General features: G+C 52.5%; 12 protein-coding genes. 5 read left to right on the top strand and 7 right to left on the bottom strand.

Annotated features, from left to right (window positions below; all coding sequences use genetic code 11):
- Positions 1–45 precede the first annotated feature (45 nt).
- Together AC0YNW_RS10500 and AC0YNW_RS10495 are read left to right on the top strand one after the other, a co-directional pair.
- Positions 46–978 carry a LacI family DNA-binding transcriptional regulator gene (locus tag AC0YNW_RS10500; protein WP_475831901.1) on the top strand — a complete coding sequence of 311 codons (933 nt, stop codon included), beginning with the start codon at positions 46–48 and terminating at the stop codon, positions 976–978.
- Positions 979–1164: 186 nt separating this feature from the next.
- Positions 1165–2436 (top strand): MFS transporter, encoded by a 1272-nt coding sequence (locus tag AC0YNW_RS10495; RefSeq protein WP_475831900.1) that lies wholly within the window; start codon positions 1165–1167, stop codon positions 2434–2436.
- 225 nt (positions 2437–2661) lie between these two features.
- Here AC0YNW_RS10495 and AC0YNW_RS10490 read toward each other — a convergent pair whose 3' ends face one another.
- The 4 genes from AC0YNW_RS10490 to AC0YNW_RS10475 all read right to left on the bottom strand — a co-directional run bounded on the left by AC0YNW_RS10490 (position 2662) and on the right by AC0YNW_RS10475 (position 7860).
- Positions 2662–4317, bottom strand: a complete 1656-nt coding sequence (locus AC0YNW_RS10490) for an alpha-amylase family glycosyl hydrolase (protein ID WP_475831899.1) — start codon at positions 4315–4317, stop codon at positions 2662–2664.
- The gene (locus AC0YNW_RS10485; protein ID WP_475831898.1) at positions 4314–5150 is read right to left on the bottom strand and encodes a sugar ABC transporter permease; all 837 of its coding nucleotides are present in this window, start codon (positions 5148–5150) and stop codon (positions 4314–4316) included. The genes AC0YNW_RS10490 and AC0YNW_RS10485 overlap by 4 nt, the downstream gene beginning before the upstream one ends.
- A complete protein-coding gene (locus AC0YNW_RS10480; protein ID WP_475832205.1) occupies positions 5147–6460 on the bottom strand; it encodes a sugar ABC transporter permease in 1314 nt (437 codons plus the stop codon). Before AC0YNW_RS10480 ends, AC0YNW_RS10485 begins: the two co-directional genes overlap by 4 nt.
- Positions 6461–6555: 95 nt before the next feature.
- A complete protein-coding gene (locus AC0YNW_RS10475; protein WP_475831897.1) occupies positions 6556–7860 on the bottom strand; it encodes a sugar ABC transporter substrate-binding protein in 1305 nt (434 codons plus the stop codon).
- A gap of 526 nt (positions 7861–8386) precedes the next feature.
- Between AC0YNW_RS10475 and AC0YNW_RS10470 the strand changes: the two genes are divergently transcribed.
- The 3 genes from AC0YNW_RS10470 to AC0YNW_RS10460 all read left to right on the top strand — a co-directional run bounded on the left by AC0YNW_RS10470 (position 8387) and on the right by AC0YNW_RS10460 (position 12730).
- A complete protein-coding gene (locus tag AC0YNW_RS10470) occupies positions 8387–9418 on the top strand; it encodes a LacI family DNA-binding transcriptional regulator (RefSeq protein ID WP_387469733.1) in 1032 nt (343 codons plus the stop codon).
- Positions 9419–9422: 4 nt separating this feature from the next.
- Positions 9423–11387, top strand: coding sequence for a glycoside hydrolase family 15 protein (locus AC0YNW_RS10465; protein ID WP_475831896.1), 1965 nt, complete (start codon positions 9423–9425; stop codon positions 11385–11387).
- A gap of 905 nt (positions 11388–12292) precedes the next feature.
- Positions 12293–12730 (top strand): Dps family protein, encoded by a 438-nt coding sequence (locus AC0YNW_RS10460; protein WP_475831895.1) that lies wholly within the window; start codon positions 12293–12295, stop codon positions 12728–12730.
- Positions 12731–12855: 125 nt separating this feature from the next.
- Here AC0YNW_RS10460 and AC0YNW_RS10455 read toward each other — a convergent pair whose 3' ends face one another.
- The 3 genes from AC0YNW_RS10455 to fumC all read right to left on the bottom strand — a co-directional run bounded on the left by AC0YNW_RS10455 (position 12856) and on the right by fumC (position 17084).
- Positions 12856–13491 carry a fumarylacetoacetate hydrolase family protein gene (locus AC0YNW_RS10455; protein WP_475831894.1) on the bottom strand — a complete coding sequence of 212 codons (636 nt, stop codon included), beginning with the start codon at positions 13489–13491 and terminating at the stop codon, positions 12856–12858.
- 87 nt (positions 13492–13578) lie between these two features.
- Complete coding sequence (locus AC0YNW_RS10450) at positions 13579–15513, bottom strand: ABC-F family ATP-binding cassette domain-containing protein (RefSeq protein WP_475831893.1); 1935 nt, start codon at positions 15511–15513, stop codon at positions 13579–13581.
- 185 nt (positions 15514–15698) lie between these two features.
- Entirely contained in the window at positions 15699–17084 is a 1386-nt protein-coding gene (gene fumC, locus AC0YNW_RS10445; protein WP_387469745.1) for a class II fumarate hydratase, read from the bottom strand.
- Positions 17085–17120: the final 36 nt, after the last annotated feature.

Genomic DNA, 17120 nt, shown 5'->3' with positions numbered 1-17120 from the left:
CCATAATCAACTTAAACGATTAAGTCAGTGAATGGAGCTATGTTCATGAACAAATTCGGCGGCAAAAAAGCAACCATGAAGGATATCGCCAAAGCGGCTCAGGTATCGGTCGCTACGGTTAGCTACGTATTGAACAACGTATCGGGCCAAACGATCCCCGGTGAGACCAGGCAACGCGTGCTGGATGCTGCTAGCGAGCTGAATTATGTGCCGAATCTGGCCGCCCGCTCTCTGATTAAGCGGCAATCCGGGCTGGCAGGTATTCTCGTCAACCGCCAACCTGACGAGCAATGGTGGGAGCGCGCTGCTTATACTCCGTTCATCGATGCGATGGAACGAGAGTTGACCTCGCTCGGCTATCACGTCGTCTTATCCAGTTTGGATGCCAAGGCACCGAATATGGATATCATCGCGGAGAGAAAGCTGGATGCTGTCTTTGTGCTGGGAGCGCTGCAGGATACCTTCCATCAAATCTCCCGTCACTTTCCTACCGGAGTGCCGCTTGTCGCCATTGACAGCCCTATCGAAGATCCGTTGTTCTATCGCGTTCAATATGATTATGAACGAGCAGCATTAGCCGCAACCGAACAGAACAGCAAGCCTTGCAGCTTCCTTGTCGCTGACCGCGGTTCCATGGACGCAGCCGCTCAGTTAGGGGCGCTGCTCTCCCTGCCTCCATCCCAAGTGCTGGTGTTGGAGACGGAGGATCAATTGCAGCCCTTTCTCGCCAGGCAGACAGGAGATGGAATCATCCTGAATGAATATGTCGGTCTGCTCGCTTCCCGGTGGATGAATCCAATCCGTTATACCGTTCTCTGCACAGCGGGAACTCCGGAATTGCTTCATTCGCTCCCCCGCTCTTCCTCTGTCTTATTCGAGGATCGGAAGCACCTTGCGGCGCTGGAGCTTATGCAGTCGCTGCGGAATGACAGTTATTCCGGTCCGCCGGACAAATGCGTTCTGATAAAGCCGCGTTAACACTTGTAATCTGGTAGCATACCTAGCTGCTGCTAACTATGTTGTACTTGTTCGCGCCATACCTCACACATCGACTCATGCAGAGCAGTCCGCTCTGCCTATTTCTTCAATCACTTAAACGTTTAAGTCTAAAATAGTTTTACATTTTCCCTTATCTAAAATTGAGCCATTAGAGGAGGAGCTTCAATGACCGAATTAGCAAGAAGTATGCCGGACCATCATCCTGTTCAATCGGCGCCGGAAGCATCAAGCATCTGGCGCAATCGGACCTTTCGAACGGTATTCGCCAGCTATAGTCTGTCGCTGCTAGGCAATACCTTTCACAGCATTGCGCTGAACCTGTGGGTGCTCCAGACGACTGGCAGCGCCAAGTTAATGTCGCTTGTCCTCATCACGCATCTGGTTATTAGCATGCTCTTCGGCTCTATAGCAGGAACGGTGGCTGACCGTGTTAATCGCCGCCGACTGATGGTTGCTACTGACTTATTCCGCTTCGTCATCGTCGGAGGGATCGCACTGTGTATGGCGCTCCCGGAAATCCCGTTTTTTCTTATCCTGCTCCTGACCGCTATTGTTGCCTTGGCCGGGGCGTTCCGAGGCCCTGCCTTCCAAGCCTCCTTGATTGAGATTGTTGGGAAAAACGGCGTTTCGCAAGCGGTAGCCGCTATCAGCGTATCCGACAACCTGATCCGCATTGCCGGATTTGCCGCCGGAGGAACCGCAGTTGCCATGTTCGGTGGCGTATTTGCCGTGGCGATTGACGCCTCCACCTTCCTCCTGTCCGGCATGCTGCTTTTATTCGCGGGGCGCTTCCCTTATGCGGCGCCAGATCGGCAGGATAAGATTAAAACCTCCTTCCGCACCGATTTTATGGAAGGCTTCCGCGTTGTCTGGAACAATCGTTTTGTGCGGGGGGCCGTCATGCTGCTGCCGCTCGTTATGTTTTTCTTTTTGTCCACGTTTATGCTGATTCAGGTCATGGCTGTGCAAGTATGGCAAGCTTCCCCGTTTATATTCGGGCTGCTCGAAGCCTGCATCCCTCTTGGTTATGTGATCGGCTCTATCATTATTATGAAATTCGACAAGCGGATGCGTCATCGCGGCAAGCTTGCGCTTATTAGCATTGCGCTTATGGGGCCGCTCTTCGTAGCGATATCTCTGCTTCAATCCGCAGCTGCCGCGCTCCCTTTCATCGGGCTGGTTGGCGTGCTGTTCTCGTTTAGCACAACGATTATTTTCATTTTGCTCAGAGTCGCTGTCGATCCGTCCCTTCAAGGACGCGTATTCGGCCTGCTTGGCACGCTGACGAGCATAGCCCCGCCTATCGGGCTAGCCGTATTCTCCGCTTTGTCCGATCACTACGGTCCGGCTATCATTATGACGTACAGCGGCATTGCCATGCTAATCGCAGGGCTCGCAGCCTATATCGGCTTGCGATCGATGCGGGAATACAGCTAGTTATTGATTGATTCTACTAGTATCATGAATCGGATCAAATCAATGAACATGCCAAGCTTAGGCGGGTCTGCATTGATGATCAAGGCGACAATCAGCGGCAACCAGCGCACTATTCACATTTCTCACAAACATGATCATGATCAATTGACAATCAATGGCCGCAGCTATCTATAAGCTGCTTCATGACAAAAGGGCATTCCCGCATAACCGGGAATGCCCTTTTCCTTATTTCAACACCGCCGTGCTGTATGGAGGAAGCGTCAGCGTCGTACCTTCAAGCTTGGCATCGTCCGCTGAGCTTCGGGCAAGTTGCGTAAACTCGCCGTACACATCGGAGGCAGCCAGCTCTGCTGTCTGCGCTTCGCCCGACAGATTATGAACGACGAGCACACGCTCCGTCTTCGTAACGCGAACGAAAGCGCTCAGCTTGCCGCCCACAGTCTCCAGCTTATACTCCCCGATTGTACCGTTGCGAAGAGCCGCCTCTTCATTCCGCCAGCCGATCAACGTCCGGTAATGCTCCAGAAGCGAACCGTCCTGCCCAAGCTGCGCCTCGACAGATACTTCTCCCGCTTCCTTATTATGTTTCGAGGCGATCCAGGACGTCTGTCCTTCTCCGCCTGCGGGATCGCGATGCCATAGCATCGGCTCGCGGATATATTCATCCGGCTTCACGCCTTGCATGCCAATCTCTTCTCCGTAGTAGAGGTATGGCGTGCCAGGCAGCGTGAGCAGCAAAGCCGCCGCCATCTTCGCATGGTCGGTATTGCCGCGAAGCTCGCTCATGACCCGGTTCTGGTCATGATTGCTCAGGAACGGCGCATCGACGAATGTGCCGCCCGAAGACTTCTCATAGACTTTGTATGCGCGCTCCAGCGAAAAGGCAAGATCAGGGTCTCTTTCGTTCCTCGCCCCCCCGATCAGCTTGTCGGCCAGATCGAAGTGAAACGCAGAGTCGAGCGCTTGATCGAAGTATGGCGCGATAATCGCCAGCGAGTCCCACACTTCTCCTATTAAATAGGCGTCGGGATTGGCTTCATTCATGCCTGTCCGGAACTCCTGCCACCACTTCTTGTTGGCAGCCTGCACCTCTGGCGAGCTGATTGTCGACTTAAAGTCGCCGTAGATATGCTTGGCCGCATCCAGCCGGAAGCCGTCAAGCCCTTGCTCCAGCCAGTACTGTCCGATCTTGATCATTTCTTCGCGCACCTTCGGTTCATCGAAGTTCAGGTCCGGCATGCCGCCCCAGAAGATGCCCAGGTAGCGCAAGCTTCCGTAGCTGTGCCAAGGATTGCCGTCCACCGCACCATTCGTCTGCAGCTTATCGCCGGCTTCGGCGAACGAATACCAGCTGCGATACGGGCTGCTCGCATCCGCAAGCGCCTCCTTGAACCAGGGATGCTCGCTGCTCGTATGGTTCACGACGAGGTCCATAATGACCTCTATATCCCGTTTATGCGCCTCGTCCAGCAATCGCTTCAGATCGTCCAACGTGCCGTATTCCGGATTGATCGCATAATAATCGGTTACGTCATAGCCATGATAGCTTGGCGACGCGTTAATCGGCATCAGCCAGATGCCTCCAATGCCAAGCTCCTTCAAATAATCAAGCTTTGCCGTTACACCATTCAAATCTCCGATTCCGTCTCCGTCGCTGTCGTAGAACGAACGGACAAATATTTCGTAATAGACCGTGCCCGGCTGCTCGTCGGCTTCGTAGGTAGCCTGCACCGCCGCATCTCCGCCCGCGCCGCCGTCATCCGGCAACGGCGAAGAATCGCTGCTGCTCGAACCGGCTGTACAAGCTCCAAGCGTCAGCAGTAGAACCAGTGCCGTCGCCAGCAAAGCCGAAACCGCACTGCTTCTGCTTACGACGGTCATCCTTTCATCGCTCCGGCCGTCAGACCTTGCACGAGGAAGCGCTGCAGAATGAGGAACAGAATCGTAATCGGGATGGCGATAATGACGCTGCCAGCAGCAAACAGCGTAAAGTAGCTATTGGTCTGCGAGGCAATCAATTCGTACATGCCGACGGCCACCGTATAGTTGTCCTTTGATCGAAGCACGAGACGGGCGAATATAAAGTCACCCCATACGCCCGTAAAAGACGTCAACGCCACGAACGTCAAAATCGGCTTCGACAGAGGCATCATAATTTTCAAAAACACCTGCAGATGGCTGGCCCCGTCGATACGCGCCGCTTCGTCCAGGCTGCGGGGAATCGTATCAAAGTATCCTTTGACGATAAAACCTCCGAGTGCAGCCCCCGCCGAATACACAAGAATCATCGCGATATGGGTATCCAGCAAATTAAGCTGCAGCAATATGATGTATATCGCGATCATGCTCATAAAGCCCGGGAACATGCCAAGAATGAGCATAGCGCTGAGCATCGTCTTGCGTCCGCGGAACCGGAATCGTGACAACGCGTACATACTGAGCGTCATTAGAAATACGGAGCAAATCATAGTAAAAAAGGCGATTTTGAGCGTATTCAAATACCAGATGTCGAACGTGTACTGTGTACCGGTAAATAGCGTTACGTAATGATCCAGCGTCCATTTTTCCGGGAAAAAGCTTTTGCTGTACAGGGACCCTCCTGGACGGAAAGAAGAGACGACAACCCATATCGACGGATAAAGGGCGCACACCGACAAGATGATCAAAATCAAATAGCTGAGCGACAACCGCACGAAGCTGTTTTTTTGACTCATGACAGCATATCCTCCTCTTTGAATGATTTGGTCCGGCGGAAGCTCCAGATCGAGATCGTCGCGATCATAATGAAGATCAGAATGCCGATAGCTGCGGACATGTTGTATTTGTTATTGACGATCGTCAGATTGAACAGCCAGGTGACAAGCAAATCGGTCGAACCCGCAAATTGATAATCCCCGTTGGCGGGACCACCTCCGGTCATCAGGTAGATGACGTTAAAGTTGTTGATGTTGCCTGCGAATTGCGTAATGAGAATCGGAGCCGTCGCAAACAGCAAATATGGCATCGTAATAATTTTGAACTTCTGAAAATTTGACGCTCCGTCCACTTCGGCGGCCTCGTACAGATCGCGCGGTATGGCCGTCAGGACGCCAAGCGCCAGCAGCATACTGACCGGAATGCCGATCCACATGTTGACGAGTATCAAGGTAACTTTGGCCCAAAACGGATCCGTCAGCCACGGCAGCCCTTCCAGACCGAAATAGGCAAAATATTGGTTAATGGGACCGAATTTGGCGTTAAACAGGTTGCGCATGACGAGCAGTGATATGAGCTGCGGGATTGCATACGGAATGATGAAAATCGTCTGCCACATTTTTTTGAATCGAATGCCCCTCGATTGAATGAGCAGCGCGACAAAAATGCCGCCAAAGTAACAAGTGACGGTGGCAAGCACCGCCCAAATGATTGTCCAGACGAGCAGGCCGTAAAACGTCTTGCTCCACGACTTCATTTGCAGCAAATCAATAAACGATTGGAAACCGACCCAGTCGACGAGCTTGGCCGGTGGTATATGGTTAGGCGCCGAGTAATTCGTAAACGCCAGCATAATCGAGAATAAGATCGGCATGATTGTAAAAAACAATACGCCGAGCACTGGGAGAGCCAGCATAAAATAAGGAAAATGGTTAACCGTTACATGATTCCACGAATTCGCAAAATCGCGTACCCCCTTGCCTTCGTCCCGCTTTTTTCCATTTTGATATGCATCATAAATATTCAACGCATAAATCAGCAAAAATACGAGGAACACCAGAATGACGATAATGCCCTCCAGCATCAAAAAAATGGAATGGTCGCCCTTGACCAGTTCGGTGGTCTTTCCTACCTTCACAAATTTCTGCGTCGTTTCTCCAAGCGTTACCAATCCCCAGATGGCGTGCCCTAGACGGGGAACCAGATAATAAAGCCCTAATGCTTGAACACAAAGGAAAAAAATACCCTTCAGCCACTGCCGGTTGTACAGTTGGCCAAGCCCTTGCAGCGCTACCGAAAGTATGGCCGCGGTATTACGATGCCGCTTCATCATTGTCCGGCTCCTCTCTTTCATGAACGGAATGAACGGCTTCCCCGCTAAAGGCGGGGAAACCGTGAAGCATTCCATGTTTGCATGTGCTGCTCTTAGTTCGTTCCAATGCTGTCTTTAATTTGAGCGACGGCATTATCGAGCGCTGTTTTTGGATCTTTGCCCTCATTCCATATTTCGGAAATTGCCGAAGTGATCGGATTCCATACGCTGCCCATTTCCGGAATGGAAGGCATTGGAGTCGAGTTCTCAAATTGTTGAAGGAACGCTTTGACGATTTCGTCATTGGCAACCGCCGGATCACTAGCGGCTTCTTCATTCGATGGAAGCAAGCTGTTCATTTCAAAGTTTTTCATTTGCATTTCCTTTGTCGATAGGAAGCGCGCCAGCAATTGCGCCGCTTGCGGATACTTCGAGTTGGCATTGACGTAATAGGCTTGAACGCCGGAGAACGACGTCATCTGATTGTCGCCGATTCTCGGCAGCGGAGCTACACCGAAGTTAATGCCAGCATTCTTGTAATCGGCTAGCGCCCAAGGGCCATTGAGCTCCATCGCGAGCGATCCGTCGAGGAACAAGCCTTTTTTGATATCGAAGTCAATATCGCCAGTATTCAACGGAAGAAGCTTTTCTTTGATTTCCGCCATCAGCTTTGCGCCAGCAATCGCACCATCGTTATTTAAGCCGATGTCCGCGCTATTGGTATTGTCGTCTCCGAACATGTATCCTCCTTGCGAAGCCAGGAATGCAAAATTATAGAAGAATTGCTGCAATTCCCAAGCAAACGCAAATTTGTTCTTGGCCGGATCATTGAATGTTTCCGCAAAGGTGAAGATATCGTCAAACGTCGCGGGTGCTTCCGGGATCAAGTCTTTATTGTAGAACATGGCATACGTTTCAACTGAACGGGGATAACCGTACAAAATACCGTCGTAGGTAATCGCTTTGACCGTTTTTTCGGCGTTTTCGCTAACAACCTCTTCCTCGAATGCCGTATTCGGCAGCAGAAGTCCGGCGGAGGCGGCGCTGCCGATATGGTCGTGCGGGAACAGAAGCACGTCGGCCGCGAGACCTGCAGGTCCGTCAGTCATCAGCTTGGCCACTTGGTCCGTATTGCCCACTTCTTCGAATTTGACCGGCACACCGTATTCCTTTTCGAACTCGGCGCCCATTTCCTGAAGGAATGCCGCTTGGTTGTTGGCGTCCCAAATAACCAGGCTCGCTCCGGCTTCAGGCGTCAAATTCGTATCATCGCCTCCCGAATTGCCGGGATCCTCCGTCGGCGTGTTGTTGCTGCCGTTTGCGGTCGGACTTGCGTTGCCGCCACCTCCGTTGTTACCGCTGCATGCGGCTACGACAAACAAAGAAACGATCAGTGTCATGACAAACCATTTTTTCATTCTAATGATCCCCTTCCCCAGTACGTGGATATGTTCGAATGAATTCGCTTTCTTTTTTGTTATCCTTCAAACGTTCATATCCATAAAATGCAATATTCCCCCGCATCTTATGCGATTCGCCATGCCACTCAGCATGAGAAGCTCCGCTATGCGGCAATACCTTGCTTCTCTTATCGGGCCAATGCGCAAACGTTTGTACACTTTTCTCAAAAAATGGCGAGCTTCAATACATTTCTGGATTGAATTCGCTTGTTTTTCGAAAATAGCACTTTTTGAAAGCGTTCTATTCGTGTAATCAATATACAACATGCCCTGTCATTTGTTAAAACGTTTGCACAGTTCATTTTGATCAATCTTCTCAGGGAACGCTTCGTTTTCCTTTCTTATTCTCCCTCTTGCTCAGTTTTTCGTCATTTGTGAAAGCGGGCGCCAAGATATATATTTACATATGAGCAAAAGTTGCATTAGGATGAACATAATATTCATTATTAGCGCAGTCAATTCAGGTTGCTCATTGGGGGCTCGCATGATGGTTACAATAAAAGACATAGCAAAGGCCGCGGGAGTATCGCCTTCCACGGTGTCCAGGGTGGTCTCGAACCATCCGCGAATCAGTAAAGCAACATCTATGAAAGTAAAAAAAATTATGGATGAGATGGGCTACCATCCGAATCTCATGGCGAAGAGCCTTGTGTCCAAGACGACAAGGACGCTTGCCATCATGCTTCCGCGCCCTGCCGAGGAGCTGTTCCAGGACTTCTTCTTCGGGGAGTTGTTGCGTGGCATTCTGACGCAATCCACGAGAGCGGGATATGACATGCTGCTTGCAGCCGCCACTTCTCCGCAGGATGAGAACGAAACGATCTCCCGTCTTGTTCTTGGCCGCAGAGTCGATGGCGTTATTTTGCTATCGGCGAGAACGAATGACCCGCTCATCGATATCTTAAACAATCATAACTTCCCTACTGTCCTCATCGGACGTTCGGAAGGCCATCAGAATATTCTTTCGGTGGACAATGACAATGAACAAGCAGCCTACGACGCAACCCAACATTTGATTATCCAAGGGCATGAGAGAATTGGCTTCGTCAGCGGACCGCCGAATTTGACGGTATCCCATGACCGGATGTCCGGCTACCGGAGAGCCATGCGCGAAGCCGGGCTGTCGATGCGCTCTGAATGGATTGTGGAAGGCGAATTTCTGCAGCAAAGCGGATACCGCGCCATGTCCTTCATGATGAGCTTGCCCGAGCGTCCAAGCGGACTTGTCGTCATCGACGATGTGGTCGGCTTCGGCGTGCTGAGAGGGCTTAATGAGCTTGGCTATACCGTTCCGGATGACATCAGCCTGGTAAGCTTTAACAATATTGCCTTATCCGAGCTTGCCACACCGCCAATCAGCTCCATTGACATTGGAACCTATCAATTGGGATACACTGCCTCTCAACTGCTTATCCGTCGCATCATGGAAGAAGATATTCATCAACCTCGCATGATCATTCCGCATAGACTGATCGTACGCGATTCCTCCATACAAGCCGTAAATAAAAGGAGCTAAACACATGAACAACAACAAGCCATATTTAGTAGACGCCATTATCGGCAATTCTTCTTTCCTGGCATCGCTGGGCCGGACTGGACGCCTGTACCGGCTATGGTGGCCGAATATCGATACGCCGCAGCATGTCGATGCCATGCGTACCGGCCTGCAAGTCGAAGGTAAAGCGCCAACATGGTTCGACGGCGAGCAAGACGGCTGGCAGCATGAAACGGCTTATGTCAAGCGCAGCAATGTGCTTCGTGTAGACGCTCGTTCTTCCGAGCAGCCGATTTCGGTGGAAAGCCTGCATTTTGCCGTGCCGGAGAGCAATGTCATCGTACGCCAGTACACGTTCAAAAATGACAGTTCTGTTGCCCAAAGCTTCCGCTTTCTGCTTCACTCTTGCTTCCTGATTAGTGAGAACGGACTGTACAACACAACAATGTTCCAGCCTTCAGCCGATGCCTTGATTCATTTCCGCAACGGGTATTTTTTTGCGCTTTCAAGTGCAAACGTATGCGCAAAGTTCCAGGCCGGATTGTCCTGGGATGCGGTGCAAAACAGCGAGCTGAACGGCAATATGATCGATATGCGTCCTGATGGCGCAATGTCGTGGGATGTACGCGACTTGCAGCCGGGTACGAGCGTTACGATACCTGTATACATTGCAGCGGGACACAATGAGGAGCAGGCGCTTGAAGAGCTTGCGACAGTGAAAGGGAAAACAAGCGAGGAGCTTGCTAGTCTTACAAATGCATACTGGAACGCCTATGTTGATGCAGCTGAGCCTTGCCCAATCGAAGGTGAGGATGTGAAAGAGCTGTATGAGCGCTCCGTGTTGATGTTCAAGCTCATGTCCGACGAGAAGACTGGCAGCATCATCGCCGCTCCCGAGTTTGACGAGAACTTCTCCCGCTGCGGCGGCTACTCCTTCTGCTGGGGCCGGGACGCTGCCTTCATTACGACCGCGCTGGATAAAGCCGGCCTGAATGAGCTGTCCGACCGCTTCTATGCATGGACGCTGACTGCTCAGTCTCCTGACGGCTCCTGGCAGCAGCGCCACTATCACGATGGCGGCCTTGCGCCTTCATGGGGCTTGCAGATCGATGAAGGCTCCTCCATCCTATGGGGCATGTGGCAGCACTATCTGGAGAAGCAGGATATGGCATTCGCGAGTCAGGTATGGCCTGCTGTCGAGAGAGGCGCAGGCTTCTTGATGACTTTCATCGATCAAGAAAGCGGCTTGCCGAAGCCAAGCATTGATCTGTGGGAAGAGCGCGAGGCATCCCATACGTACTCCTCTGCTGCCGTATACGGCGGCCTGACGTCCGCAGCAAGCTTCGCCGAGCTGCTGGGCCATGGAGCGCTTGCGAAGGACTGGAGAAGTGCTGCAGCCCGCATTGCGTATGTGATCATGGACGAATGCTGGAACGAGGAAGGCAGCAGCTTCTACCGCGGCCTTAACCTGAAAGTAAGCAAAGAGAAGTATGATGCAGCTGTCTCCGCTGGCTTCAACGGCCATATTGAGCAGCTCGACAAAGGCTACGAGAAGCACGTGCTGAAGCATGATCCGATCGTTGACATTAGCTTGCTCGGCATCGCGGTGCCATTCGGGGCAGTAGCGCCTGAGCATGATCGCATGCGCCGCACGGCTGACACGATCGAAGCGGCTCTGAGCGTGCCGGGCGTAGGCGGCATCAAGCGCTATGAGGACGATATCTACATTGGCGGCAATCCTTGGATTCTGACGACGCTGTGGCTTGCCCACTACCGCGTAGCGACAGGCGACCTGGCCGCTGCCCGCAAGCTGCTGGGCTGGGCGATTGCTCATCGCACCGAGACAGGCTTGCTGCCGGAACAAGTCGACAAAGTAACCGGAGAAACCGCATGGGTGGTGCCGCTGACATGGTCGCATGCCATGTTCGTACTCACCATCTTCATGCTCGCTGAAGCGGAGCAGAAAGCTGCTGTCGCAGCTTCTAACTAAGGTGAGGTGAGGGATTAAGTCGATCCCATCGACTTAATTACGCTAGCTGGGCGGTGGCACACCATTTAAGTCGGTCTCACCGATCTAATTCCCTCAGTTGGACGTGTGCGCACCATATAAGTCGGTCTGACCGACCTAATTCCTTCAGTTAAGCGTTCGCGCACCATTAAGTCGATCCGATCGACTTAATTCCGCCCGCTGGGCGATCGTACCATTTAAGTCGGTCTCACCGACTTAATTCCCACAGTTAGACGTTTGCGCACTATTAAGTCGGTCTCACCGATCTAATTCCCTCAGTTGGACGTATGCGCACCATTAAGTCGGTCTGACCGATCTAATTCCTTCAGTTAGGCGTTTACTCACCATTAAGTCGATCCGATCGACTTAATTCCGCCAGCTGGGCGATCGCACACCATTTAAGTCAGTCTCATCGACTCCCTCTCTTCCAAGAGACCTTTAAATGTGTAACCATTATCTATCGATACTAAATTACGAAGCTGCATCTCTGCTTTCCCAAAAGCGAGAATGCGGCTCTTTTTATTTTGATAAAACAATCCCACCAGCAACCATTCGCATCAACTGGCTAATACCGATATACTGCTTCCGTTTCAAGCCCACCTTATTCGGGTAAATGATAAGAGCGGCCTTATCCAATCGATCGACGACAATTGAGCTCTTGAAAGATGTCAGATGGAGCACATCCTTGACAAATGACTATTACTTTGTAATAATTATAAACAGGGAATTGATCTAAATTTATATCGAGCTATTCCATTCAGTCGTTTCGTTCAGCAGGCTCGTATTGCCCTTCCCCATTTGGCACAAACTAGCGGGAGAACGGAATACGGAACGCGTTGACCGGCCGAAGTAAACTACGTATTTTAACAACCGAAAGGATGATCATTATGCATACTGTACAACAACATCTGAACCGTCAAATTGCCAACTGGAGCGTGCTTTATATTAAGCTCCACAACTACCATTGGTACGTGAAAGGCTCGCAATTCTTTACGCTGCATGAAAAGTTCCAGGAGTTTTACGAAGAAGCAGCCCTCCATGTCGATGAGATTGCCGAACGCCTCCTTGCGGTAAAAGGCCAGCCAATCGCCAAAATGAGCGACTACCTAGAAGAGTCCAGCATTAAGGAAGCGGAAGGCAATGAGACAGCCGTCGAGATGGTAGACCATTTGATCCATGACTTCACCGTCATTATCGACGAGTTGAAGCAAGGTATGGAAGTCGCGCAGAAATCCGGTGACGAGACGACAGCCGACATGCTGCTCGCGATTCATACCTCGCTGGAGAAACATGTCTGGATGCTGAGCGCATTCAACGGCAGATAAACGCGGGGGATGCCCTGTATACAAACAGTTCCCCCAAAAAAAGCGGACCAGTTCACACTGGCCCGCTTTTTTCAGTAAATTAAATGGTTACTCTGAACTGCTTTGGATATTGTGATATTCCGTCATTACCGCATCACAATTCGGCAATCGCCCAGCTTCTCTCCTGCCCATACCGCTTCAAGCACATCGCCGTCATGAAGCGCCGCTACGCCGGCAGGCGTGCCTGTATAGATCAGGTCTCCGGCGCCTAGTCCGTAATGCTCCTCGATATAGCGCACGAGCTCTGTAATGCCGAACAGCATGTCTTTGGAGCATCCGACTTGGGCTTCTTCTCCGTTGCGCACGAGCTTGAAGGTACTCTCTGTAAGTGCAGCTTCACCCGGATACGGAATCCAGCGGCCAAGCGGAGCCGAGTTTCTGAAGCCTTTGGCCGCAAGCCAAGGCTGGCCCTTCGCCTTCAGCTTGGATTGCACGTCGCGCAGCGTCATATCCAGTCCAAGCGTCATCGCATCGAAGCATTCGCTATCCGCCGCTCCCGGGCGATAGGATTCGCTTACGCGCAGTACGATCTCCAGCTCAAAATGCACCTCGCCGACATGAGCGGGCATTACAACTTCGTTGCCATCCATAGCCGCCACCGCATGGGACGGCTTCGTGAAGACGAGCGGCTCCGACGGCACCTCGTTGCCTAATTCGAGCGCATGCAGCCGATAATTGCGGCCGATGCAATAGATGTTCCGAATGCTTGTGTTGTTTGCCATGTTCGTATGACCACCTTGTCGTCTATATTGTGAACATCCCATTTCTTGATGAACAAACGTAATAACGGGTATACTTCCGAACTCCAACTAGCCGCGCTTCTGCGCTTCGATCTTCTCTGCGAGCTCATTCAGCTCCGTCCAGCGGTCCATCAGCGCCTCCAGCTTCTCTTCCGCTTGCTGTTGCTCAGCCGTCAGTTCTTGGAGCCTCGCGGAGTCGCTGCTGGCTGCCTCCATCGCCGCGGCAATCCGGGTCAGCTCTCCCTCGGCCTCTTCAATCCAGCCATCAATTGCTTCGAAGTCCTTCTGATCCTTGTACGACATTTTTAGGGCGCGTTCCCTTGGCTGCTGCTTGGACACTTCTGTCTGGCCGGCCGCCGCTGCACCTTTGCCAGCCCCCGCCTTGTCTACCGCTGGTTCTGCTTGCTCCCGCTTCGCCGCGCTGGACTGATAATCCGAATAATTGCCTGTATGATGCGTAATAACGCCGTCTTCAAACGCAATGATCTTCTCCACCGTACGGTCCAGGAAGTAACGGTCATGAGAAACCACGAAGACAACGCCCGGGAAATCGTCCAAATAATCTTCCAGCACGGTCAGCGTCGCAATATCCAGATCATTCGTCGGCTCATCGAGCAGCAGCACGTTAGGCGCGCTCATCAGAACCCGCAGAAGCTGAAGCCTCCGCTTCTCACCGCCCGACAGCTTGGCAATCGGCGTCCACTGCATCGTCGGCGAGAACAGGAACCGCTCCAGCATCTGGCCGGCAGGAATGGCTGTACCGTCCGCCGTCTTCACCTGATCTGCTTCCTCGCGGATATATTCGATCACCCGCAGCGTCTCATCCATCTCTTCACGCTCCTGGGAGAACCAGCCCAGCTTAACTGTCGGCCCCAGATCTACCGTACCGGAGTCCGGCGCGAGCTTGCCCGCAATGAGCCTTAGCAGCGTCGACTTGCCGCTTCCGTTCCGGCCTACGATGCCAACCCTGTCCTCAGGTACCGCTATGTAGCTGAAATCCGAAATAAGCGTGCGGTCCCCATAGCTCTTGGAGATTGCTTCGACTTCTACGATTTTTTTGCCCAGGCGTGAAGAAGCGACGGACAGGTCAAGCTTGCCGTCGGATGCCTTCGGCCCTGCCGCTTTCAAAGTCTCGAACCGATCGATGCGCGCCTTCTGCTTCGTCGTCCGCGCTTTGGCGCCGCGGCGAATCCAGGCCAGCTCGTTGCGCAGCAAATTTTGTCGTTTTGACTCGGAAGCAGCTTCGCGCTCCTCCCGCTCCAGCTTCAGCTCCAGAAAGCGGCTGTAGTTCGCTTGATAGAAATACGCTTCGCCGCGATCAAGCTCGATGACCCGATTGCTGACCCGGTCGAGGAAATACCGGTCATGCGTAATCATAAGCAGCGCGCCTCTGCGCTTCTGAAGCATCCCCTCCAGCCATGCGACAGAATCATTGTCGATATGGTTGGTCGGCTCATCCAGAATGAGCACATCGGACGGCAGCAGCAAGGCAGCCGCCATCGCAACACGCTTCCGCTGACCGCCGGACAGCGTCTCTACTTTGGCCTCATATTGCTGAATGCCCAGCTTCGAGAGAGCCGTCTTCGCTTCGTTCTCAAGCTGCCATGCGTCCAGCTCATCCATACGCTGGTTCGCGGCAATAAGCGCGGACTGAAGCTCCTCGCTCTCAGGCTTCAGCGCAATGGCCTCCATCGCTGCGGCATACCCCTGAACAGCTCTGAGCTGGGGCGAATCGCCGCCCAGCACATGCTCCAGCGCCGTCTCTCCGGGCTGAAATACCGGGTCCTGCGCCAGCATCCGCACGACAACCCGGTTGCCGATGGAGATGGAGCCGGAATCCGCTTGCTCGACGCCAGCGATCACTTTCAGAAAGGTCGATTTTCCCGTTCCGTTGACGCCGATGATGCCAATCTTGTCGCCATCCTCTACGCCGAACGTCACATCCCTGAACAGTACTTTTTCGCCATACGTTTTCGTTATATGTTCAACTGATAATAAATGCATGTCGCTACCCTACTTTGTCCACATGATAGAGCCGCAAGAAACGGCTATCTGTATCATAGCACAGATCGACTTTCTTCCGCACCGAAACTGCCCTCTAAGAACGTCTAACACCCGTATCGAAAAAAAGACCATCCCCTGAGACGCGTACGCTTCAGGAGATGGCCACTATCTATTCTATCGTTTAATTAACGCTTGCCGATCATGTTCTCAGGACGAACATACTCATCGAATTGCTCCGAAGTGAGAAGGCCGCTGGCAATCGCCGATTCCTTCAGCGTCAGGCCTTGCTTATGTGCATTCTTCGCAATTGCCGCCGCATTCTCATAGCCGATATACGGGTTCAGCGCCGTAACCAGCATCAACGATTGATCCAGGTTGCGTTTGATCACCGCTTCATTCGGCTCGATGCCTACTGCGCAGTTGTCGTTGAAGGAAATCATCGAGTCCGCCATCAGCGCAACGGATTGAATGAAGTTGTACAGAATAACCGGCTTGAAGACGTTCAGCTCGAAGTTGCCTTGGCTTGCCGCCATGCCGATTGCCGCGTCGTTGCCGATTACCTGGCATACCGCCATCGTCATCGCTTCGCTTTGGGTCGGATTGACTTTGCCCGGCATAATGGAGCTGCCCGGCTCGTTCTCCGGAATCGACAGCTCACCGATGCCGCAGCGCGGACCGCTTGCCAGCCATCTGACGTCGTTGGCGATTTTCATCAGGTTCGCTGCAAGCGCCTTGATTGCGCCGTGCGTGTAGACCATTTGGTCATGACTCGTCAAGGAATGGAACTTGTTTCTCGCCGTAATGAACGTTTTGCCAGTCAGCGCCGTTACTTCCTCAGCTACTGCAACCGCATAGTCCGGGTGCGCGTTAAGCCCCGTGCCTACCGCTGTTCCGCCCAGAGCCAGCTCACGCATCGTATCTACGCTTTGAACCAGCATCGCGCGCGTATTGTCCAGCATGGAGTACCAGCCGCTAATTTCTTGGCCAAGCGTAATAGGAGTCGCATCTTGAAGATGGGTACGGCCGATTTTAACCAGATCGTTGAACTTCTCTGCCTTCGCATACAGCGTGCCGTTCAGCAAGTCCAGTGCCGGAAGCAGCCGGTCCTCTACTGCGATAACGCCTGCGATATGCATAGCCGCCGGGAACGTATCATTGGAGCTTTGGGAACGGTTCACATCATCGTTCGGGTGGATGCGTGTCGCGCTGCCTCTTGCTTCAAGCAATTGGTTTGCACGGCGTGCCACCACTTCGTTCACGTTCATGTTCGTCTGCGTGCCGCTGCCTGTCTGCCATACCACAAGCGGGAATTCATCATCCCACTTGCCGCTCAAAATCTCGTCTACCGCTTCGCCGATCACAACAGCCTTCTCTTCATCCAATACGCCCAGCTTGTGGTTGGCAAAAGCGGATGCTTTTTTCACGATGGCCATTCCGTATACGACTTCGATCGGCATACGTTCGCCGCTAATTTTGAAGTTTTGCAAGCTGCGCTGCGTTTGCGCGCCCCATAGCTTATCCGCAGGAACTTTGATTTCGCCCATTGTGTCCTTTTCAATCCGGTAATCCATTCAACAAACGACTCCTTTACCTAAGTAATATTAGTC

The organism is Paenibacillus sp. J31R120, assembly GCF_056269225.1.
This window is presented reverse-complemented; position numbering and strand designations above follow the sequence as displayed.

Coding starts and splice junctions, on each gene's coding strand:
- AC0YNW_RS10500 (WP_475831901.1), top strand. CDS start 46: ATGAACAAATTCGGCGGCAAAAAAGCAACCATGAAGGATATCGCCAAA.
- AC0YNW_RS10495 (WP_475831900.1), top strand. CDS start 1,165: ATGACCGAATTAGCAAGAAGTATGCCGGACCATCATCCTGTTCAATCG.
- AC0YNW_RS10490 (WP_475831899.1), bottom strand. CDS start 4,317: ATGACCGTCGTAAGCAGAAGCAGTGCGGTTTCGGCTTTGCTGGCGACG.
- AC0YNW_RS10485 (WP_475831898.1), bottom strand. CDS start 5,150: ATGAGTCAAAAAAACAGCTTCGTGCGGTTGTCGCTCAGCTATTTGATT.
- AC0YNW_RS10480 (WP_475832205.1), bottom strand. CDS start 6,460: ATGAAGCGGCATCGTAATACCGCGGCCATACTTTCGGTAGCGCTGCAA.
- AC0YNW_RS10475 (WP_475831897.1), bottom strand. CDS start 7,860: ATGAAAAAATGGTTTGTCATGACACTGATCGTTTCTTTGTTTGTCGTA.
- AC0YNW_RS10470 (WP_387469733.1), top strand. CDS start 8,387: ATGATGGTTACAATAAAAGACATAGCAAAGGCCGCGGGAGTATCGCCT.
- AC0YNW_RS10465 (WP_475831896.1), top strand. CDS start 9,423: ATGAACAACAACAAGCCATATTTAGTAGACGCCATTATCGGCAATTCT.
- AC0YNW_RS10460 (WP_475831895.1), top strand. CDS start 12,293: ATGCATACTGTACAACAACATCTGAACCGTCAAATTGCCAACTGGAGC.
- AC0YNW_RS10455 (WP_475831894.1), bottom strand. CDS start 13,491: ATGGCAAACAACACAAGCATTCGGAACATCTATTGCATCGGCCGCAAT.
- AC0YNW_RS10450 (WP_475831893.1), bottom strand. CDS start 15,513: ATGCATTTATTATCAGTTGAACATATAACGAAAACGTATGGCGAAAAA.
- fumC (WP_387469745.1), bottom strand. CDS start 17,084: ATGGATTACCGGATTGAAAAGGACACAATGGGCGAAATCAAAGTTCCT.